This is a genomic window from uncultured Planococcus sp. (genome assembly GCF_947501725.1).
Lineage (GTDB): Bacteria > Bacillota > Bacilli > Bacillales_A > Planococcaceae > Planococcus > Planococcus donghaensis_C.
Genome location: NZ_CANMXD010000004.1, coordinates 49279 through 65432, shown reverse-complemented (window position 1 = coordinate 65432; position 16154 = coordinate 49279). Strand labels below are relative to the sequence as shown.

Annotated in this window: 15 protein-coding genes; all 15 read left to right on the top strand. The window is 41.8% G+C overall.

Annotated features, from left to right (window positions below; translation table 11 throughout):
* Positions 1–65: 65 nt before the first annotated feature.
* On the top strand, positions 66–1700 hold the full coding sequence (locus Q0785_RS06855; RefSeq protein ID WP_298827512.1) for a sensor domain-containing diguanylate cyclase: 1635 nt from the start codon (positions 66–68) through the stop codon (positions 1698–1700).
* Positions 1701–1795: 95 nt separating this feature from the next.
* Positions 1796–2557, top strand: a complete 762-nt coding sequence (locus Q0785_RS06850; protein ID WP_298827510.1) for a hypothetical protein — start codon at positions 1796–1798, stop codon at positions 2555–2557.
* Positions 2558–2843: 286 nt separating this feature from the next.
* Complete coding sequence (locus Q0785_RS06845; RefSeq protein WP_298827507.1) at positions 2844–3065, top strand: hypothetical protein; 222 nt, start codon at positions 2844–2846, stop codon at positions 3063–3065.
* A 47-nt stretch (positions 3066–3112) separates the two neighbouring features.
* Positions 3113–3409 (top strand): TIGR04104 family putative zinc finger protein, encoded by a 297-nt coding sequence (locus tag Q0785_RS06840; protein ID WP_298827504.1) that lies wholly within the window; start codon positions 3113–3115, stop codon positions 3407–3409.
* Positions 3410–3664: 255 nt separating this feature from the next.
* Complete coding sequence (locus tag Q0785_RS06835; protein ID WP_298827501.1) at positions 3665–4525, top strand: glycerophosphodiester phosphodiesterase; 861 nt, start codon at positions 3665–3667, stop codon at positions 4523–4525.
* A gap of 404 nt (positions 4526–4929) precedes the next feature.
* On the top strand, positions 4930–5130 hold the full coding sequence (locus Q0785_RS06830) for a hypothetical protein (RefSeq protein WP_223643076.1): 201 nt from the start codon (positions 4930–4932) through the stop codon (positions 5128–5130).
* The gene (locus Q0785_RS06825) at positions 5131–5400 is read left to right on the top strand and encodes an OsmC family protein (protein ID WP_223643106.1); all 270 of its coding nucleotides are present in this window, start codon (positions 5131–5133) and stop codon (positions 5398–5400) included.
* A gap of 400 nt (positions 5401–5800) precedes the next feature.
* Positions 5801–6502 (top strand): L-ribulose-5-phosphate 4-epimerase, encoded by a 702-nt coding sequence (araD, locus tag Q0785_RS06820; protein ID WP_298827496.1) that lies wholly within the window; start codon positions 5801–5803, stop codon positions 6500–6502.
* A 4-nt stretch (positions 6503–6506) separates the two neighbouring features.
* Positions 6507–8195, top strand: coding sequence for a ribulokinase (locus tag Q0785_RS06815; protein ID WP_298827493.1), 1689 nt, complete (start codon positions 6507–6509; stop codon positions 8193–8195).
* Positions 8196–8213: 18 nt separating this feature from the next.
* Positions 8214–9698, top strand: a complete 1485-nt coding sequence (araA, locus tag Q0785_RS06810) for an L-arabinose isomerase (protein WP_298827489.1) — start codon at positions 8214–8216, stop codon at positions 9696–9698.
* Positions 9699–9849: 151 nt separating this feature from the next.
* The gene (locus Q0785_RS06805) at positions 9850–10971 is read left to right on the top strand and encodes a GntR family transcriptional regulator (RefSeq protein ID WP_298827486.1); all 1122 of its coding nucleotides are present in this window, start codon (positions 9850–9852) and stop codon (positions 10969–10971) included.
* Between the two features lie 294 nt (positions 10972–11265).
* Positions 11266–12789, top strand: a complete 1524-nt coding sequence (locus Q0785_RS06800; RefSeq protein ID WP_223643066.1) for an alpha-N-arabinofuranosidase — start codon at positions 11266–11268, stop codon at positions 12787–12789.
* Positions 12790–12890: 101 nt separating this feature from the next.
* On the top strand, positions 12891–14231 hold the full coding sequence (locus Q0785_RS06795) for an ABC transporter substrate-binding protein (RefSeq protein WP_298827482.1): 1341 nt from the start codon (positions 12891–12893) through the stop codon (positions 14229–14231).
* 116 nt (positions 14232–14347) lie between these two features.
* Complete coding sequence (locus Q0785_RS06790; RefSeq protein WP_223643062.1) at positions 14348–15301, top strand: sugar ABC transporter permease; 954 nt, start codon at positions 14348–14350, stop codon at positions 15299–15301.
* Positions 15302–16141: a carbohydrate ABC transporter permease gene (locus Q0785_RS06785; RefSeq protein WP_298827477.1), complete on the top strand. Its 840-nt coding sequence runs from the start codon at positions 15302–15304 to the stop codon at positions 16139–16141.
* Positions 16142–16154: the final 13 nt, after the last annotated feature.

The following is a 16154-nucleotide window of genomic DNA, read 5'->3' as shown; positions in this document are numbered from 1 at the left end:
GTCTGTACTAATACAATTTGAGTCTTAATTTCTGGCTATATAATTAAAGAGGTAAAACCTATATAATGGAAGAAGTGATTTTTAATGAATCCCTTGGAGGGAATATTTGTATGAAGAATATCTTCAATTCACGAAAAGTGAACTTAGCGACATTATTTACCTCTCTTGTTGCTGCTTCAGTTGTTTTAACCTTACTGATTCTTACAATTTCGTCTTATCAGTCTGACAAGAAGTCTTTAACTAATACCTATCTTTCTCTAAACTATTCTAAAGCTGAAAAAATGAGCCAATCCGTGGAATCCTTGTTTGGTTCCATGAGAATCAATTTGCAAACCACCGTCAATTTTTTGGAAGCAAATGAAAATATGACCGATGAAGAAATTCACGAAAGCTTAGAACTTCTGCGAGTGAGCAGCGGTTATTTCAATTCTCTTTCCTGGATAGACGAAACGGGTGTAATTCGAGCTATTAGTCCCGTCAGTATTGGAATAAAAGGAGAAACCATTGCACCTGGGCTGGCAAAAGATGCCTTAGATGCAAGAGAGCCCGGTCTGACTACCCCTTATACAGGGTTATCCGATCGGTTGATCATGCTGATGAGTCAGCCTATTTACTCGAAAGATGGCACATACAGAGGAATGATTGGCGGTTCTATTTTTCTTCAGGAAAAGAATGTGTTGAATCAATTGCTTGGAAACGATGCCGTTGAGCAAAATGGCTCTTATTACTTTGTAGTGGGACCAAAAGGAACATTATTGTTTCATCCGGAGCGCAACTTAATCGGAGAAAGCGTTTATGAAAATCCAGTCGTCCGCAAATTAACACAAGGAAAGAGTGGCATGGAACACGTGACCAATACAAAAGGGGTGCCTATGCTGGCGGCTTATAGCCATGTAGCCGAACCGGGTTGGGGTATTGTGCAGCAAACCCCATATTCATTTTTGCAAGATTCCCTGATTGACCAGTTGCTGCAAATGCTAAAAAATATGTTATTCCCATCTTTGTTTTTACTTTTGCTTTCGGTATTTATTGCGCGAAAATTGGCAGCCCCTTTTACTCATTTAGGCAATGTGGTGGATCAATTAGCGGAAGGAAAGACCGTGTCCCAGCCTATTAGAGAAGCGCTCATAAAGCCTCATTGGAACCGGGAGGCCGATCTGTTGACGAAAAGTGTCGCTGTTGCTTTTGAAACTCTCGAAAGGAATAATCAGCGGCTCACGGAGTCTGCTTTGACCGACACGCTGACCGGATTACCCAATCGAAGAAAATTAGATGAAGTATTGACTGGTTGGTCAAACGAAGAGCGACTTTTCTCCTTGCTCGTCTTGGACATTGACCATTTTAAGTCGATCAATGACTCGTACGGCCATCAAAAGGGGGATGAAACGCTCAAAGAGCTGGCAGCTGTTGTTCAAGAAATCATCCGGCCAGAAGATTTTTGTTTCCGCTATGGAGGAGAAGAGTTTGTTCTTCTTCTACCGGATACCAATCGTTTGATAGCTTATCAGACTGCGGAACAGATTCGGAGAAAGATCGAAGAGACCTCGTTAATTCCCGACAAAACTGTCACAGTTTCAATCGGAATTTCAGAGTTTCCAGCCCAGTCCTTTTCATTGCCTGAAATTTTTCAATTAGCGGATCAAGCGCTGTATGCATCAAAATCCGAAGGAAGAAACCGAATAACGATTTCCGGTACTTAACAAGATGCCTATATAGATGGGAATAAATGGTAAATCGGAATCGGAAGTGCCGAAAACAAAAAGTTGAATTTCATTCAAAAAAAGGGGTTTTATCCATGACAATCGCTAAATACGCAAAGTTCCAGCAGTACAAAGAATCCATCCAATCCATATCGTCTTCCTATACAGACGAGTCGTTGATTAATGAGGCATTTTTACTGGATAGAGACGATAAGAAAAAGCTGGAGATCTACTACGCGCCGTTTGAATATGTAAATGAGCAGGCGAAAGTGGTCATAGTCGGCATCACGCCTGGCATGCATCAGATGAAAAAGTCCTTTTCGACCGTAATTGATGTAGTCGGGACAGAAATAGACGATGAGGAAATTCTTCGCCAAGTGAAGAACAACTCCAGTTTTGAAGGGACAATGCGAAAGAATTTGATCAAGATGCTGGATGAACTCGGGTTAAACGGGCATCTGGGCTTGTCCACCAGCTTAGAGCTGTTTGAAGAGGCGAGCCATCTGGTACATACGACTTCGGTTCTGGCATATCCTGTTTTCCACAACGGTAAAAATTACAGCGGGTCATCGCCAAATCTATTGAAGAACGAGACATTGAAGAAATACCTTACAGAAAACTTTGCGATAGAACTGGAGACTTTGAGTGACGCCTTGATCATCCCGCTGGGAGTAAACGTTTCGAACGCCTTGAATTACCTGGTGGATCAAGGACTGGTTGCATCCGGAAATACCCTCTCCGGCTTCCCGCATCCATCAGGTGGCAACGGCCATCGCCATAAACAATTCGCCGAAAACAAAGATGCCATGGAAGAAAAGCTGAACGATCATTTTCAACATGTGACAGCAGCGAAATAATACTATCTGTTAAAATGAAAAGGGCTTATTAGAGTAACAAGTCCAGTTTACTATCGCAAAACTTAAAATTACAAAACAAATTGTATAACAGAATGCCCCGATATGTAGAGATTCAAAATCTTATATCGGGTTCTTTTTTTATCGAAATCTACGAATAATTGGTTATTATCTGGAAAAATTATATAATGAAATTAAAGTTAATAACCGAACGTTCGGAAGATTCATTACTATCGGAAGTAGTTAGTCTTTTTCTCCAATATAGATAATTATTAGGGGGTGGAGATATATGAATTGTATAATTTTATTTTTTATCCTATTAGGGATGGCAGGAGTTTTATTGCTCTTTTATGGCATTAAAGATAAATCTTTAGCGTTACTGCTTTTCGGCTGCGGTGCATTTGCAGCACCAGTCCTATTCTATACAAATCTAGGATTTTTAATGCCTATGATACCTGCCGTTGTGATGGGAATCCTCTATTTTTCACAGAAAAAGTTGGATACTACTTAAACATATCCTCGAGTAAGTTTGGGTTCTGAAAGAAAGGAGTGAAAGAGATGCCAAGCTGTCAAAACTGCAATCATCAATGGAGTTGGTCTGATACAGTTATCATTGGATTTAAAAACAACAAAAATTGTCCGAATTGCGGAGAGCGACAATATGTAGCTCCTAGTTCACAAAAAGGAATTTCTTTATTTACCTTTATTCCTTTGATCTTGATCGTGTTTTTAAATTCCTTCTACGATTTAAACAATATAGCTTTCATTTCTTTTATTACTTTATTTGTTCTAGGTATGCTTATCTACATGCCTTTTACCATCAAGCTATCAAATGAAAAAAAACCACTTTGGTGAATTGAATAATTAAAACCAACACCTCAATTTGTGAGGAATTCTGTAAGTTCGGAGTTCTTCTGCTTGAGGTGTTTTTATGTACTCTTTCTGCACTGATTGTATGCACAGGAGAGAGAAGATAACTGGAGATTAAAGAGAAAACAAAGTAAAATATTTCCGTTAATTTACATTATTTAACCTATCTTAATGCTCTATTAATACCTACAACATATTCACTTCTTATACTTGAGTTATCAATAGAAAAGGAGTGGTTAGTTGAAACGAATGATGACTATTTTAGCAGCAAGCCTTGCGTTGACAGCCTTTACCGGACCTGTATTTGCAGCTGAACAGGGAGAAGCAGGCAACACGCTATCAAAACAGGAACAGCAAAAAATGGTGAACATCGCCCATCGTGGAGCATCAGGACATGCACCTGAGAATACGATGGAAGCTTTCCAAAAAGGATTTGAAATGAAGTCGGATTATATCGAAATCGATGTCCAAATGACAAAAGATGGAGAGCTTGTCGTTATCCACGACACCACAGTAAATCGCACAACAGATGGAACCGGCAAAGTAGGCGATTTAACCTTAGAGGAAATTAGACAGTTGGATGCCGGCAGCTGGTTCAGTGAAGCCTATGCAGGCGAAGGTGTTCCTACTTTTGAGGAAGTGTTGGATGCATTTCGCGGAAAAGTCGGTATCCTAATTGAATTGAAGGCACCGGAACTTTATCCGGGAATCGAAGAGAAGATTGCGGATGCTTTGATCGAACGAAATATGAGCATGCCAAATAATGATAAAATCATCATCCAATCCTTTAATCACAAATCCATGAAGAAATCGAAAGAGCTTTTACCCAATCTCTCTCATGGCGTTTTGACAGGAGGCAGTTGGGCGGATGTAACGGAAGAACAATTAGCCCACTTCGCAACTTACGCGGATTATTTCAACCCAACGATGAATATTGTTACAGATGAGCTGGTTAGTGATGTTCATGAAGCGGGGATGGACATCTATCCATACACGTCAAGATCGCAGGAGCAGGCTTTACGGCTATTCGATTTGAATGTAGATGGCATCATTACAGATTATCCGGAGCACGTTTACCATCACCCGGTAAAAAATTCATAATTTAATATGAGAAGCACAGGTAGAGAATCTTGATTGAATTCTCTACCTGTTTTATTTAACCATGTATGAATTCGACAAGCATATGGGTAAAGTCGATAAGACCAGCTCCTATGTTTCAATCCGCAATTCAATATCCAGCGATGGATGTACTGACCAATTGTGAAAATCAAAAAACTTTTTCGGCCTGACATCGGAAGAAGTTTTATCTTATTGATCACAAGAGACAAGGATTAGGCTTCAATGGAATTCGGCACCCAGCTTCCCCCAGCTGCTCCGGAGGCTTCGTTTTACCGGAGTTGAGAATGTTTCCTGTTTGGCTGTGCAGGGTAATATAAAATTGTATTTAGGTTGTCTTTTGCAGCAAAGTCAGTTGATTGATATTCTTTGAAAAAGGAGATGATTAAGTGAGTGAACCCATCGAGTTGACGAAAATAACCATTATCCAAAAAGATACAGCCAATAAAATACGTGAAGCGTATATTGGTGATTTTGAAGAACCTGTTTTGTATGGTGTACACGGAGGAGTAAAAGCGTTTTATGGAGTTGAGACCGATCCGGAATATCCATCAACACTGGATCATCTTGTGGCAGCTGCCGGTGGTTGACTGGTCGGGACATTATCCGGCGCGCTGGAAGCGCGTCATATACCAACTTCACCAGATAAAGTGCATGCAGATGTTCAAGGGACAATCGAAGCTCCAGAAGGCGTATTGAAAGTAACAAAAATCACAGCCCACTATCATGTGAAAGTGCCGGATGGGAAACAAGATGCGGCAGAACGGGCTTTGTCTGTCTTTGATAAAGGTTGTCCTGTAGCACAAACCCTTAAAGGAGCAGTGGACATCCAGCATTCGTGGGATATTGAAACCTATTAGCAAAATTGAAATTATGTGTGTGTTTAAGACCTGCCGTTTTACAGCAGGTCTTTTTCAATGACTTACTATCTGTAATTTCTTTTACATATACCAAAAAAGGGCTTTCAGTAAAATATCGAAGTCAATTCAACGGCTTAACAAACAGGAATGGGATTCTTACTGCCACCCGGTAAAAAATTCATAACTTAATAGTGGAAAGCTGGGTAGAGGATTCTAAAGGGAATTCTCTACCTATTTTTTATCTTCAAGTTCAGCAGCGCGATCCAGAAATTACACTGTTTTTTTGTATTCCTTTAAATTATTTTCTGAAAATACAAATACATTATTGATTATACGTACATCTTAGGTTAATATTGAATAAATAAACTACTTGTACGTATATATGGAGGAGGATGACTAAATGTTAACTGATCTGAAAAAACAAGTACTGGAAGCGAACTTAGCCTTGCCGAAGCATAATCTGGTGACATTCACATGGGGAAATGTAAGCGGTATCAGCCGGGAAGAAGGGCTTGTCGTCATTAAGCCAAGCGGTGTTTCCTATGAAGAAATGACGGCGGAAGATATGGTGGTTGTCGATTTAGCCGGCAATATTGTGGAGGGAAATCTGAAACCGTCATCCGATACACCTACGCACATCTATTTGTATCAGAATTTCCCGGAAATAGGAGGGGTGGTCCATACCCATGCTCCGTGCTCAACAAGCTGGGCCCAATCCGGCAGAAGTTTACCGGCTTTGGGGACTACGCATGCGGACTATTTTTATGGAACTATTCCCTGCACACGGGCAATGACGGAAGCGGAAATTAATGGAGCTTATGAACTTGAAACAGGCAAAGTCATCATCGAGACGTTCAAAGACAAGAATCCAAATGAAATTCCAAGTGTCTTAGTACATAACCACGCGCCGTTTTCATGGGGCAAAGACCCAAATGAAGCCGTCCATAATGCGGTTGTGTTGGAAGAAGTGGCGAAAATGGCGTTGCAGACGTATCAACTGAATCCGGATGTATCCAGCATGGATCAGCGACTGCTGGATAAGCATTATTTACGAAAACACGGTGCAGCATCATATTATGGCCAAAGCACAATAGGGGGTTGATGGGATGAATACTAATTATGCAATTGGAGTCGATTATGGAACGGAATCTGGCCGCGCTGTCCTTGTTTCTTTGGAGACCGGCAAGGAAATCGTTGATCATGTAACACCTTACCGCCACGGCGTGATAGACAAAATTTTGCCCAATACGAGAATCCCGCTCGAAGATGAGTGGGCGCTGCAGCATCCTCAGGACTATATCGAGGTGTTGAAAAACTCGATTCCTCACGTATTGCAGAAATCCGGAGTAGACCCTGAACAAGTCATTGGCCTTGGCATCGACTTTACAGCATGTACGATGCTGCCGATTGACGCAGAGGGCGAGCCCTTGTCCGATCATCCGGAACTGAAAAACAATCCCCATAGCTGGGTGAAGTTATGGAAGCATCATGCCGCACAAGATGAAGCCAATCAATTAAATGAAATCGCGGAACAGCGGGGAGAGAAGTTCCTTGCCCGTTATGGCGGAAAGATCTCCTCGGAATGGATGATCGCTAAAATCTGGCAAATTCTAAACGAAGCTCCTGATATATATGAAAGAACAGACCGTTTTGTGGAAGCGACAGACTGGGTGACTTCACAATTGACCGGAAATTTAATTCGCAACAGCTGCACTGCCGGATATAAATCGATCTGGCATAAACAGGATGGCTACCCGACGAACGAATTCTTCAAAGCCTTGGATCCGCGCTTGGAGAACCTGGTTGCGACAAAACTTCGCGGAGACGTGGTTCCTATCGGTACAAAAGCTGGAGAGTTGACTGAAGCGATGGCGCAAGCCACTGGATTAAAAGCAGGCATAGCCGTAGCTGTCGGAAATGTGGATGCGCATGTATCGGTCCCAGCTATGGGCGTGACTGAACCCGGAAAACTCGTGATGACCATGGGTACTTCCATTTGTTCTTTGCTTTTAGGGGATAAGGAAGTTGAAGTGGAAGGCATGTGCGGCGTGGTTGAAGACGGCATCATTCCCGGGTTGTTTGGATATGAAGCCGGGCAACCCGCAGTCGGGGATCTGTTTGCGTGGTTTGTGGACAACGCGGTATCGAGTTCCGTTGAAAACGATGCTATCCAAGAAGGCTTGACTCTCCATCAATTACTGGAGAAAAAAGCGGCGGCGTACAGACCGGGTGAAACGGGATTATTGGCGCTTGACTGGTGGAACGGCAATCGGTCTGTGTTGGTCGATACGGATCTCAGCGGGTTGATGATCGGCATGTCTTTAAAAACAAAGCCTGAAGAGATTTACCGGGCTTTGCTTGAATCGACGGCATTTGGGACGCGCAAAATTGTCGATGCCTTTACAGCCAATGGCCTGGCAGTGAACGAAATCTATGTTTGCGGAGGTTTGCCGCATAAAAATCAATTGTTGATGCAAATCTATGCGGATGTGACGAATCGCGTGATTAAAATTGCCGATTCCTACCAGACACCGGCTCTGGGTGCAGCCATGTTCGGAGCGCTTGCTGCGGGTTCAGCAAATGGCGGATTCGATTCGATTCTTGAAGCAACGAGTAAAATGGCAAGGATCAAAGACAAAGTCATCACACCGATTCCGGAGAATGTGGTGGTTTACGAGAGTTTGTACAAGGAATATTCCATTCTCCATGATTATTTTGGGCGTGGGGAAAACGATATGATGAAAAGAATGCGTGCGATTCGGTTTATGGCAAAACAAGAAAATGCATTCGTATAATAAGGGGGAAGCAATACTATGCTGGAAGTCAGGGATTATGAATTTTGGTTTTTAACAGGAAGTCAGCACCTTTATGGCAAAGAGGCACTCGAAGAAGTAGAGAATAACTCAAAGACGATTGCCGAAGGGTTGGACAGCAATAAAAATATTCCATATAAAATCGTTTTCAAATCAGTCCTCACCAATTCAAATGATATCCGTAAAATTATCAGGGAAGCGAATAGTGATGAAAACTGTGCAGGCATCATTACGTGGATGCATACCTTTTCTCCGGCTAAAATGTGGATTTCCGGTCTTGCTGCACTTCAAAAACCTTTGCTTCATTTCGGGACTCAGTTTAACCGGGATATTCCATGGCAGGAAATTGACATGGACTTCATGAACTTGAACCAATCGGCACATGGCGATCGTGAGTATGGTTTTATGGCCACCAGAATGGACATCGCCCGAAAAGTGGTCGTTGGGCATTGGGAAAAGGACCAAGTCATCCATGAAATCAGCGATTGGATGAAAACGTCAGTGGCAGTTACCGAAGGATTTAACATCAGAGTTGCCCGCTTTGGTGACAATATGCGGAATGTCGCGGTCACAGACGGCAATAAAGTGGAAGCGCAGATTAAATTCGGGTGGACCGTAGATTATTATGGGATCGGCGATTTAGTTGAAGAAATGGTCAAGGTCACAGATGAAGAACTCGAAAATTTATATGCAGAGTACGAGCAATTATATGAGTTGCCTGCCGAAGCTAAGGAACAAGGAGCGGTCAGGGAATCAATCATGGAGCAAGCCCGAATCGAATTGGGATTGGAGAAATTCCTGTCTGAGCGGAATTATAACGCCTTTACAACGAATTTTGAAGATCTCCATGGCATGAAACAGCTTCCAGGGCTGGCAGCACAGCGTCTGATGGCACAAGGCTATGGCTTTGCTGGGGAAGGTGATTGGAAGACCGCGGCATTGTTGCGCATGATGAAAATCGTCTCAGGAAACAAAGGAACATCCTTTATGGAAGATTATACGTACCATCTAGAACCAGGAAACGAAATGATCTTAGGTTCCCATATGCTCGAAATCTGTCCGACGATTGCTGCGAATAAACCGAAAATCGTTGTGCATCCGCTTGGAATCGGCGGAAAAGAAGATCCGGCCCGACTTGTTTTTGACGGACAAGGAGGGAAGGCAGTTGTCGCTTCGTTAGTGGAACTGCGGGGCAGGTATCGTCTCGTCGTAAATGAAGTGCTAGCAGAGCGGCCTACAGAAGAGACGCCAAACTTGCCTGTAGCGAAGGTCCTGTGGAAGCCTGAGCCTTCATTAAGTGAAGCGACTGAATCGTGGATCTATGCAGGCGGAGCGCACCATAGTGTTTTCTCCCTTGAAGTTACGACAGATCAATTATACGAATTTGCCAATATGACCGGCATCGAATGCGTGATCATTGATGAAAACACGTCTGTCAGACAGTTGAGAAATGAATTGAAGCTCGGCCAGGTTGTGTGGAAATAATGCCTTACTTATAAAGACTTGCCGAATCGACATCGGCAAGTCTTTATCTTTAAAAGAAGACTTCATTTGATTTACGTTTTAATTATGCTATGTTTAACATATACGAATAAGTTCAGTCCATTAATTTGGATCCTATAAAAGAGGTGACAATATGACGACTAAATACAATATGGTGAAGCGGGCGGTTAAATCACGCATAATCGATGGAATCTATACGCCCAATCAAAAAATCAGTTCAGAAAGTGAATTGATGAAGGAATTTGGAGTGAGCCGCCATACGGTCAGATTAGCGATCGGCGATCTGGTATCAGCGGGTTGGCTGTATCGTGAACAGGGTTCAGGTACGTTTTGTGCAGATAGAAGCCTCATAAAAAGCAACGACAATACGAACTCCCAAAAAAGCATCGCAATCGTAACTACGTACCTTTCAGATTATATTTTCCCTTCCATCATCAGGGGAGCAGAGTCAAAACTAAGCGAAGAAGGCTATCAAGTCAGTATCTTCAGTACAAATAATAACCACGAGATGGAACGCGGCGTTTTGGAGAAAATACTATCTCAACAGTTTGATGGCGTCATAGTCGAACCGACAAAAAGCGGGTCTTCAAACCCCAATATCTCTTATTATTTGAAATTGGAGCAACTTGATATTCCGTATATAATGATAAATGCCTTTTACGATGAGTTAGAACCGATAAGCATAGTTATGGATGATGAAAAAGGCGGTCTTTTACAGACGGAACATTTGATCAAGCTTGGCCATAAAAATATAGTCGGTTGTTTTAAGACAGATGACAGACAAGGCATCAAGCGGATGAAAGGTTTTTTGAAAGCACACCGCCAAAATAATATTCCTGTCAGAGAGTCACATATCATCACATACAATACAGAGGAAAAACAGACGAAACCCTTGGAAGAGCTTCAGAAATTGCTGGCGTCAAGCGATGGCTCCATTACGGGCCTGGTCTGTTACAATGACGAGCTTGCCATGATGCTGCTGGAGTTATTGCGGAACAAGAATATAAAAGTTCCGGAAGATATTTCAATTGTGGGACACGACGACTCGATGTTGGCTGAAATATCAGAAGTGAAATTAACTTCAATAGTCCATCCGAAAAGTGAAATGGGAGAGCTGGCCGCAAATGCTATTATTGCGCTTATTGATTCTAAGCATGATAAAACCAGTAATTACAATGCCAGTTCGATGATTTATGATCCTGAACTTATCGTCAGAAGTTCGACTAAAAATATGGAATTGTTGGAGAAGGTATAACCATATCTTAAGAACTTAAAGCGGTATTTCTATTTGATGCATACCATCAAACAGAAATGCTGCTTTTTTGTTTTTAATTAAAAATAATCAGAAAATTCCGTTGCAAATTGTCTTGTTTCGTATTATAGTTAATTGTACGTACAAGATGAATTATTTGAACATGATATACGAACGTGTTGAAGAAGGAGTCCTCCAATTATTTTTTTGGCTCAAATGAAAGCGCTATCTATAATTGTCGGAAGACAGGCTTTGGAGCGGCAGTAAGGCGATTTTGATGTAAAGGAGAGATAGGCTATGGCAGAAGCGCTAAAAGCGACGGTTATATTGGATAAGAGCCATCAAATTGCGAAGGTGGATGAACGCATTTATGGGTCATTCATCGAACATTTAGGAAGAGCAGTATATGGTGGTATTTATGAACCCGGCCATCCGCTGGCGGATGAGCAAGGATTCCGTAAAGATGTTATTGAATTGGTAAAAGAGTTGAATGTACCGATCATCAGATATCCAGGAGGAAATATGTTGTCTTCCTATAACTGGGAAGATGGCGTGGGCCCGGTGGAAGATCGTCCACGGCGTTTAGAATTGGCTTGGCGAACGATTGAAACCAATGAGATGGGAACAAACGAATTTGCTGATTGGTCTAAAAAAACGAACTCTGAAGTGATGATGGCAGTCAATTTAGGGACACGTGGAATTGACGCAGCCAGGAACCTGATTGAATATACGAATCATCCCGGTGGTACATATTGGAGTGATTTAAGAAAGTCGCACGGTTACGAAGCACCACACAATATCAAAACCTGGTGTTTAGGAAATGAGATGGATGGGCCATGGCAAGTAGGCCAAAAAACTGCGCATGAATATGGAAGATTAGCGAAAGAAACTGCCAAAGCCATGCGACTGGTGGACCCAACCATTGAATTGGTAGCGTGCGGCAGTTCAAATTCAGATATGCCGACTTTTCCGGAATATGAAGCAACTACCTTAGACCATACTTATGAAGAAGTCGATTACATCTCACTCCATCAATACTATGGAAACTACTCAAACGATCCGGCCAACTATTTAGCCAAAAATATGGAAATGGACTATTTCATCAATACAGTCATTTCGACTTGTGATTACATCAAGGCAAAAAAACGGAGTAGAAAAACAATGTATTTAAGTTTCGACGAGTGGAACGTCTGGTACCATTCCAAAGAAAATGATCAAAAAATTGAGCCATGGACAATTGCGCCTCCTCAACTGGAAGACCATTATAACTTTGAAGATTCGTTATTGGTTGGCAGTATGCTGATTACGTTCCTGCAGCATGCAGATCGAGTGAAAATGGCTTGTCTCGCACAATTAGTGAATGTCATCGCGCCGATCATGACTGAAAACAATGGCCGGTCATGGAAACAAACAATTTTTTATCCATACATGCATGCGTCGTTATATGGTAGAGGGATTTCGCTTCAACCAATTTTAAACTCTCCTAAATACGACAGCAAAGACTTTACTGATGTCCCGTATATTGACTGTGCAGCCGTCTATAACGAGGAGACTGAAGAAGTAACCATTTTCATGGTGAATAAGCATCTTCAAGAGGCCATTCCAATAAGCTGCAATGTTAAGAGTTTTGATGGTTACCGGCTCGTGGAACATGTAGTCCTCGAAAATGAAGACTTAAAAGCAGTAAATACAGCGAGTCATCAGGCGGTTTCTCCTCACAGTAACGGAAGCGCAACACTGAATGACGGTTTGCTGGAAGTAAATTTATCGAAGACTTCTTGGAATGTGATCCGCTTAAAAGGAATTAATAAACTAAAATAGAATTTAAAGGAGGTGGCTTTTTAATCTTTTAAATTAGTTGCAAATTAGCCTTAAGCACGTAGGGGAATGTTCAAAACTCAAAATCACAAGGGGGATTTAATTTGAAGAAATTAACTGGTTTTATGCTATTGATTTTTGTATTGATACTTGCGGCTTGTGGTGGAGGCGGAGACTCTTCGAGCGATGCCGGTGAAGCAGATGCTGCAATTTCAGTCGGTGATGATATAGAAGGCGCTACTGAATTAAGCTTTTGGACATTCAATGAACTGCACATGGATCTATTTGAAGATTCTGCTACACAGTGGAATGAAGAAAACCCTGACAAGCCAATCAAGTTGAATGCACAGACTTATCCATTTGATCAAATGCACAATAATTTGTCTTTGGCCTTGCAGTCTGGAACAGGGGCACCGGATTTAGCTGATATTGAAATCAGACAATTTTCCAACTTCTTAAAAGGTGATGTTCAATTAGAACCTCTAAATGATTACGTGGAGCCTGAACTTAAGAATAATGTTGAGGAACGTTTTAACCTGTATGAAAAAGACGGCAATTATTATGGCATCGATTATCATGTAGGAGCTACTGTGATGTACTATAACCAGGAAATCATGGACGAAGCTGGCGTCGATATCGATTCAATTGTGACTTGGGACGATTATGTAGAAGCTGGTAAACAAGTTACAGAGAAAACAGGCAAATCAATGACCACAGTTGAAACAACGGAACAATTCTCTCTGTTTCCACTGATCAGCCAAAGAGGATCAAATTATTTTGACGAAAATGGCGAAGTGATCATGGACAATGATGTGAACGTTGAAACTTTGCAATTCCTTCAAGATATGATCCACAAAGATGAAATTGCAGTAGCCGCACCAGGTGGTTTCCACCATTCTGAAGAATATTACGGGTTCATGAACGACGGTGGAGCTGCATCTCTTATGATGCCGATCTGGTACATGGGCAGATTCATTGATTATATGCCAGACCTGGAAGGTAAAATGCAAATCAGACCTCTTCCAGTTTGGGAAGAAGGCGGGAACAGAACAGCAGGAATCGGTGGTACTGCCACTGTAGTCACGAACCAAAGCGAATCTGCTGATCTTGCAAAAGAGTTCCTTGCTTATACAAAATTAACTGAAGAAGCAAACGTTAAATTATGGACGGTACTAGGCTTCGATCCGCCAAGATTCGATGTGTGGGACAACGAAGAAATGAAAGCTGACAACAAATACTACGATTACTTCCATACCGGCATCTTCGACATGCTGTCAGAAATACGCGAAGAAATTGCACCGATTTATTACACACCAGAATATAGCAGTGCGCAGCAAGAAGTAGAAAGCACTGTTTTATACAATGTATTGGTTGAACAGAAGCAAACACCTCAAGAAGCTTTGACGGCTGCTGCAGAGGCAGTTAAAAGCAGGCAGTCAGATTAAATTAGAATAAATGCAATTGAAGCCTGGACTGCCATATTCGTATGGCGGTCATAGGTTTTCTATGTAACTGAGTGAGAACGTACAAAGATCTTGAGTACAGAAAAGGAGGATTGAAAATGGTAAACGATCCTATAACGAATAAGCTGGAAGAAGCACCGAGTGAAAGGGTTTATAAAAAGCCAAGCAAACTGGCGTTTTTAAATTCAAAAAAAGTGGCACCTTATGTATTTATTTCACCTTTTATTTTATCCTTCTTAATACTGACTCTTTACCCTACAATCCAGGCATTCATCATGAGTTTCCAGCGAGTATTGCCAGGAAATGTTGAATTTATCGGGTTGAGCAATTATGAACGCATTTTTAACCCCACGTTTTTCCTAGCATTAAAAAATACCACTTTGTACGTTATCTTTACGGTTGTGATCTTAGTGGTCATTCCGATTCTGTTAGCGGTATTTTTAGATTCTAAGCTAGTGAGGTTTAAAACGATTTTCAGAGCATCGTTATTCATTCCTTCTCTAACTTCCATTATTGTCGCAGGTACGATTTTCCGTATGATGTTCGGGGAATCAGACACAGCAGTAGCAAATCAGGTTGTTACATTTTTTGGACTGGAAGCCATCGACTGGCGGTACAACTCATGGTCAGCGATGTTCCTGATGGTGACCCTTGCTTCATGGCGTTGGATGGGGGTCAATGTACTATACTTCTTGGCGGCGTTGCAAAGTGTACCTAAAGAATTATACGAATCGGCAGATATTGACGGGGCCAATGTCTTTAAGAAATTCCGCTACGTGACATTGCCATTTTTGAAGCCGATTACTATATTCGTGGTCACCATTTCGATTATCAACGGCTTCCGGATGTTTGAAGAAAGCTTTGTCTTCTGGGAAACCAGTTCACCAGGAAACATCGGTCTTTCAGTGATTGGCTATATCTATCAAGAAGGCATTCAACAGAATGATATGGGCTTTGGAGCAGCTATCGGAATTGTATTGATGTTGATCATCTTCGCAGTCAGCTTTATCCAACTCATACTTACTGGAGCCTTTAAAAGGAGCGATGAATAGATGAAGAAGAAAAAAAATAAAGCCCTGAAATGGATCGTCAACTTAAGTTTTGTCTTTATCTCTTTTATAGCCCTTTTCCCGGTATTCGGTTTGATCGTATCCTCTTTTCGTCCATCATCAGATTTGATGCGGAGCGGAATGAGCTTGACGTTTGATCTAGGCGATTTAAGCTTAAGCAACTATATTTTCATTTTCACTCAAGCCGATTCCTACTGGCAGTGGTACGCAAATAGCTTAATCGTATCTTCACTTGTGATTTTCTTGTCCCTCTTCTTTTCCTCAATGGTGGGATACGCATTGGCGATGTATGATTTCAAAGGAAAAAACTTCATATTCACACTCGTGCTATTCATCATCATGGTGCCATTTGAAATTTTGATGTTGCCGTTATATAAATTGATGATCACGTTGCAGCTTATCGATACCTACTTTGCGGTAATGCTTCCATTGATTGTGGCACCGATCGCCGTGTTCTTCTTTCGGCAATATGCACTTGGGCTTCCCAAAGAATTGATGGACGCTGCCCGAATGGATGGAACTACAGAGTACGGTATCTTCTTTAAAATCATGATGCCTTTGATGCTGCCATCCTTCGCAGCTATGGCGATTTTACAAGGGTTGAACAGCTGGAATAACTTCCTTTGGCCGCTTTTGGTTTTAAGGTCGGACAGTATGTTTACGTTGCCGGTTGGACTTGCGACATTGCTTACGCCATACGGCAATAATTACGATGTATTGATTGCGGGGTCTGTTATGACGATTCTTCCGATCGTCGTGTTATTTATATACTTCCAGCGCTTCTTTATTTCTGGATTGGCAGTTGGTGGCGTTAAAGGATAGAAAGAATTTCTTA

What these genes read in the sequence shown, in the direction of transcription:
- Q0785_RS06790 (WP_223643062.1), top strand. Translation starts at nt 14,348, where the DNA reads ATGGTAAACGATCCTATAACGAATAAGCTGGAAGAAGCACCGAGTGAA.
- Q0785_RS06785 (WP_298827477.1), top strand. Translation starts at nt 15,302, where the DNA reads ATGAAGAAGAAAAAAAATAAAGCCCTGAAATGGATCGTCAACTTAAGT.
- Q0785_RS06815 (WP_298827493.1), top strand. Translation starts at nt 6,507, where the DNA reads ATGAATACTAATTATGCAATTGGAGTCGATTATGGAACGGAATCTGGC.
- Q0785_RS06855 (WP_298827512.1), top strand. Translation starts at nt 66, where the DNA reads ATGGAAGAAGTGATTTTTAATGAATCCCTTGGAGGGAATATTTGTATG.
- Q0785_RS06805 (WP_298827486.1), top strand. Translation starts at nt 9,850, where the DNA reads ATGACGACTAAATACAATATGGTGAAGCGGGCGGTTAAATCACGCATA.
- araD (WP_298827496.1), top strand. Translation starts at nt 5,801, where the DNA reads ATGTTAACTGATCTGAAAAAACAAGTACTGGAAGCGAACTTAGCCTTG.
- Q0785_RS06845 (WP_298827507.1), top strand. Translation starts at nt 2,844, where the DNA reads ATGAATTGTATAATTTTATTTTTTATCCTATTAGGGATGGCAGGAGTT.
- Q0785_RS06840 (WP_298827504.1), top strand. Translation starts at nt 3,113, where the DNA reads ATGCCAAGCTGTCAAAACTGCAATCATCAATGGAGTTGGTCTGATACA.
- araA (WP_298827489.1), top strand. Translation starts at nt 8,214, where the DNA reads ATGCTGGAAGTCAGGGATTATGAATTTTGGTTTTTAACAGGAAGTCAG.
- Q0785_RS06850 (WP_298827510.1), top strand. Translation starts at nt 1,796, where the DNA reads ATGACAATCGCTAAATACGCAAAGTTCCAGCAGTACAAAGAATCCATC.
- Q0785_RS06800 (WP_223643066.1), top strand. Translation starts at nt 11,266, where the DNA reads ATGGCAGAAGCGCTAAAAGCGACGGTTATATTGGATAAGAGCCATCAA.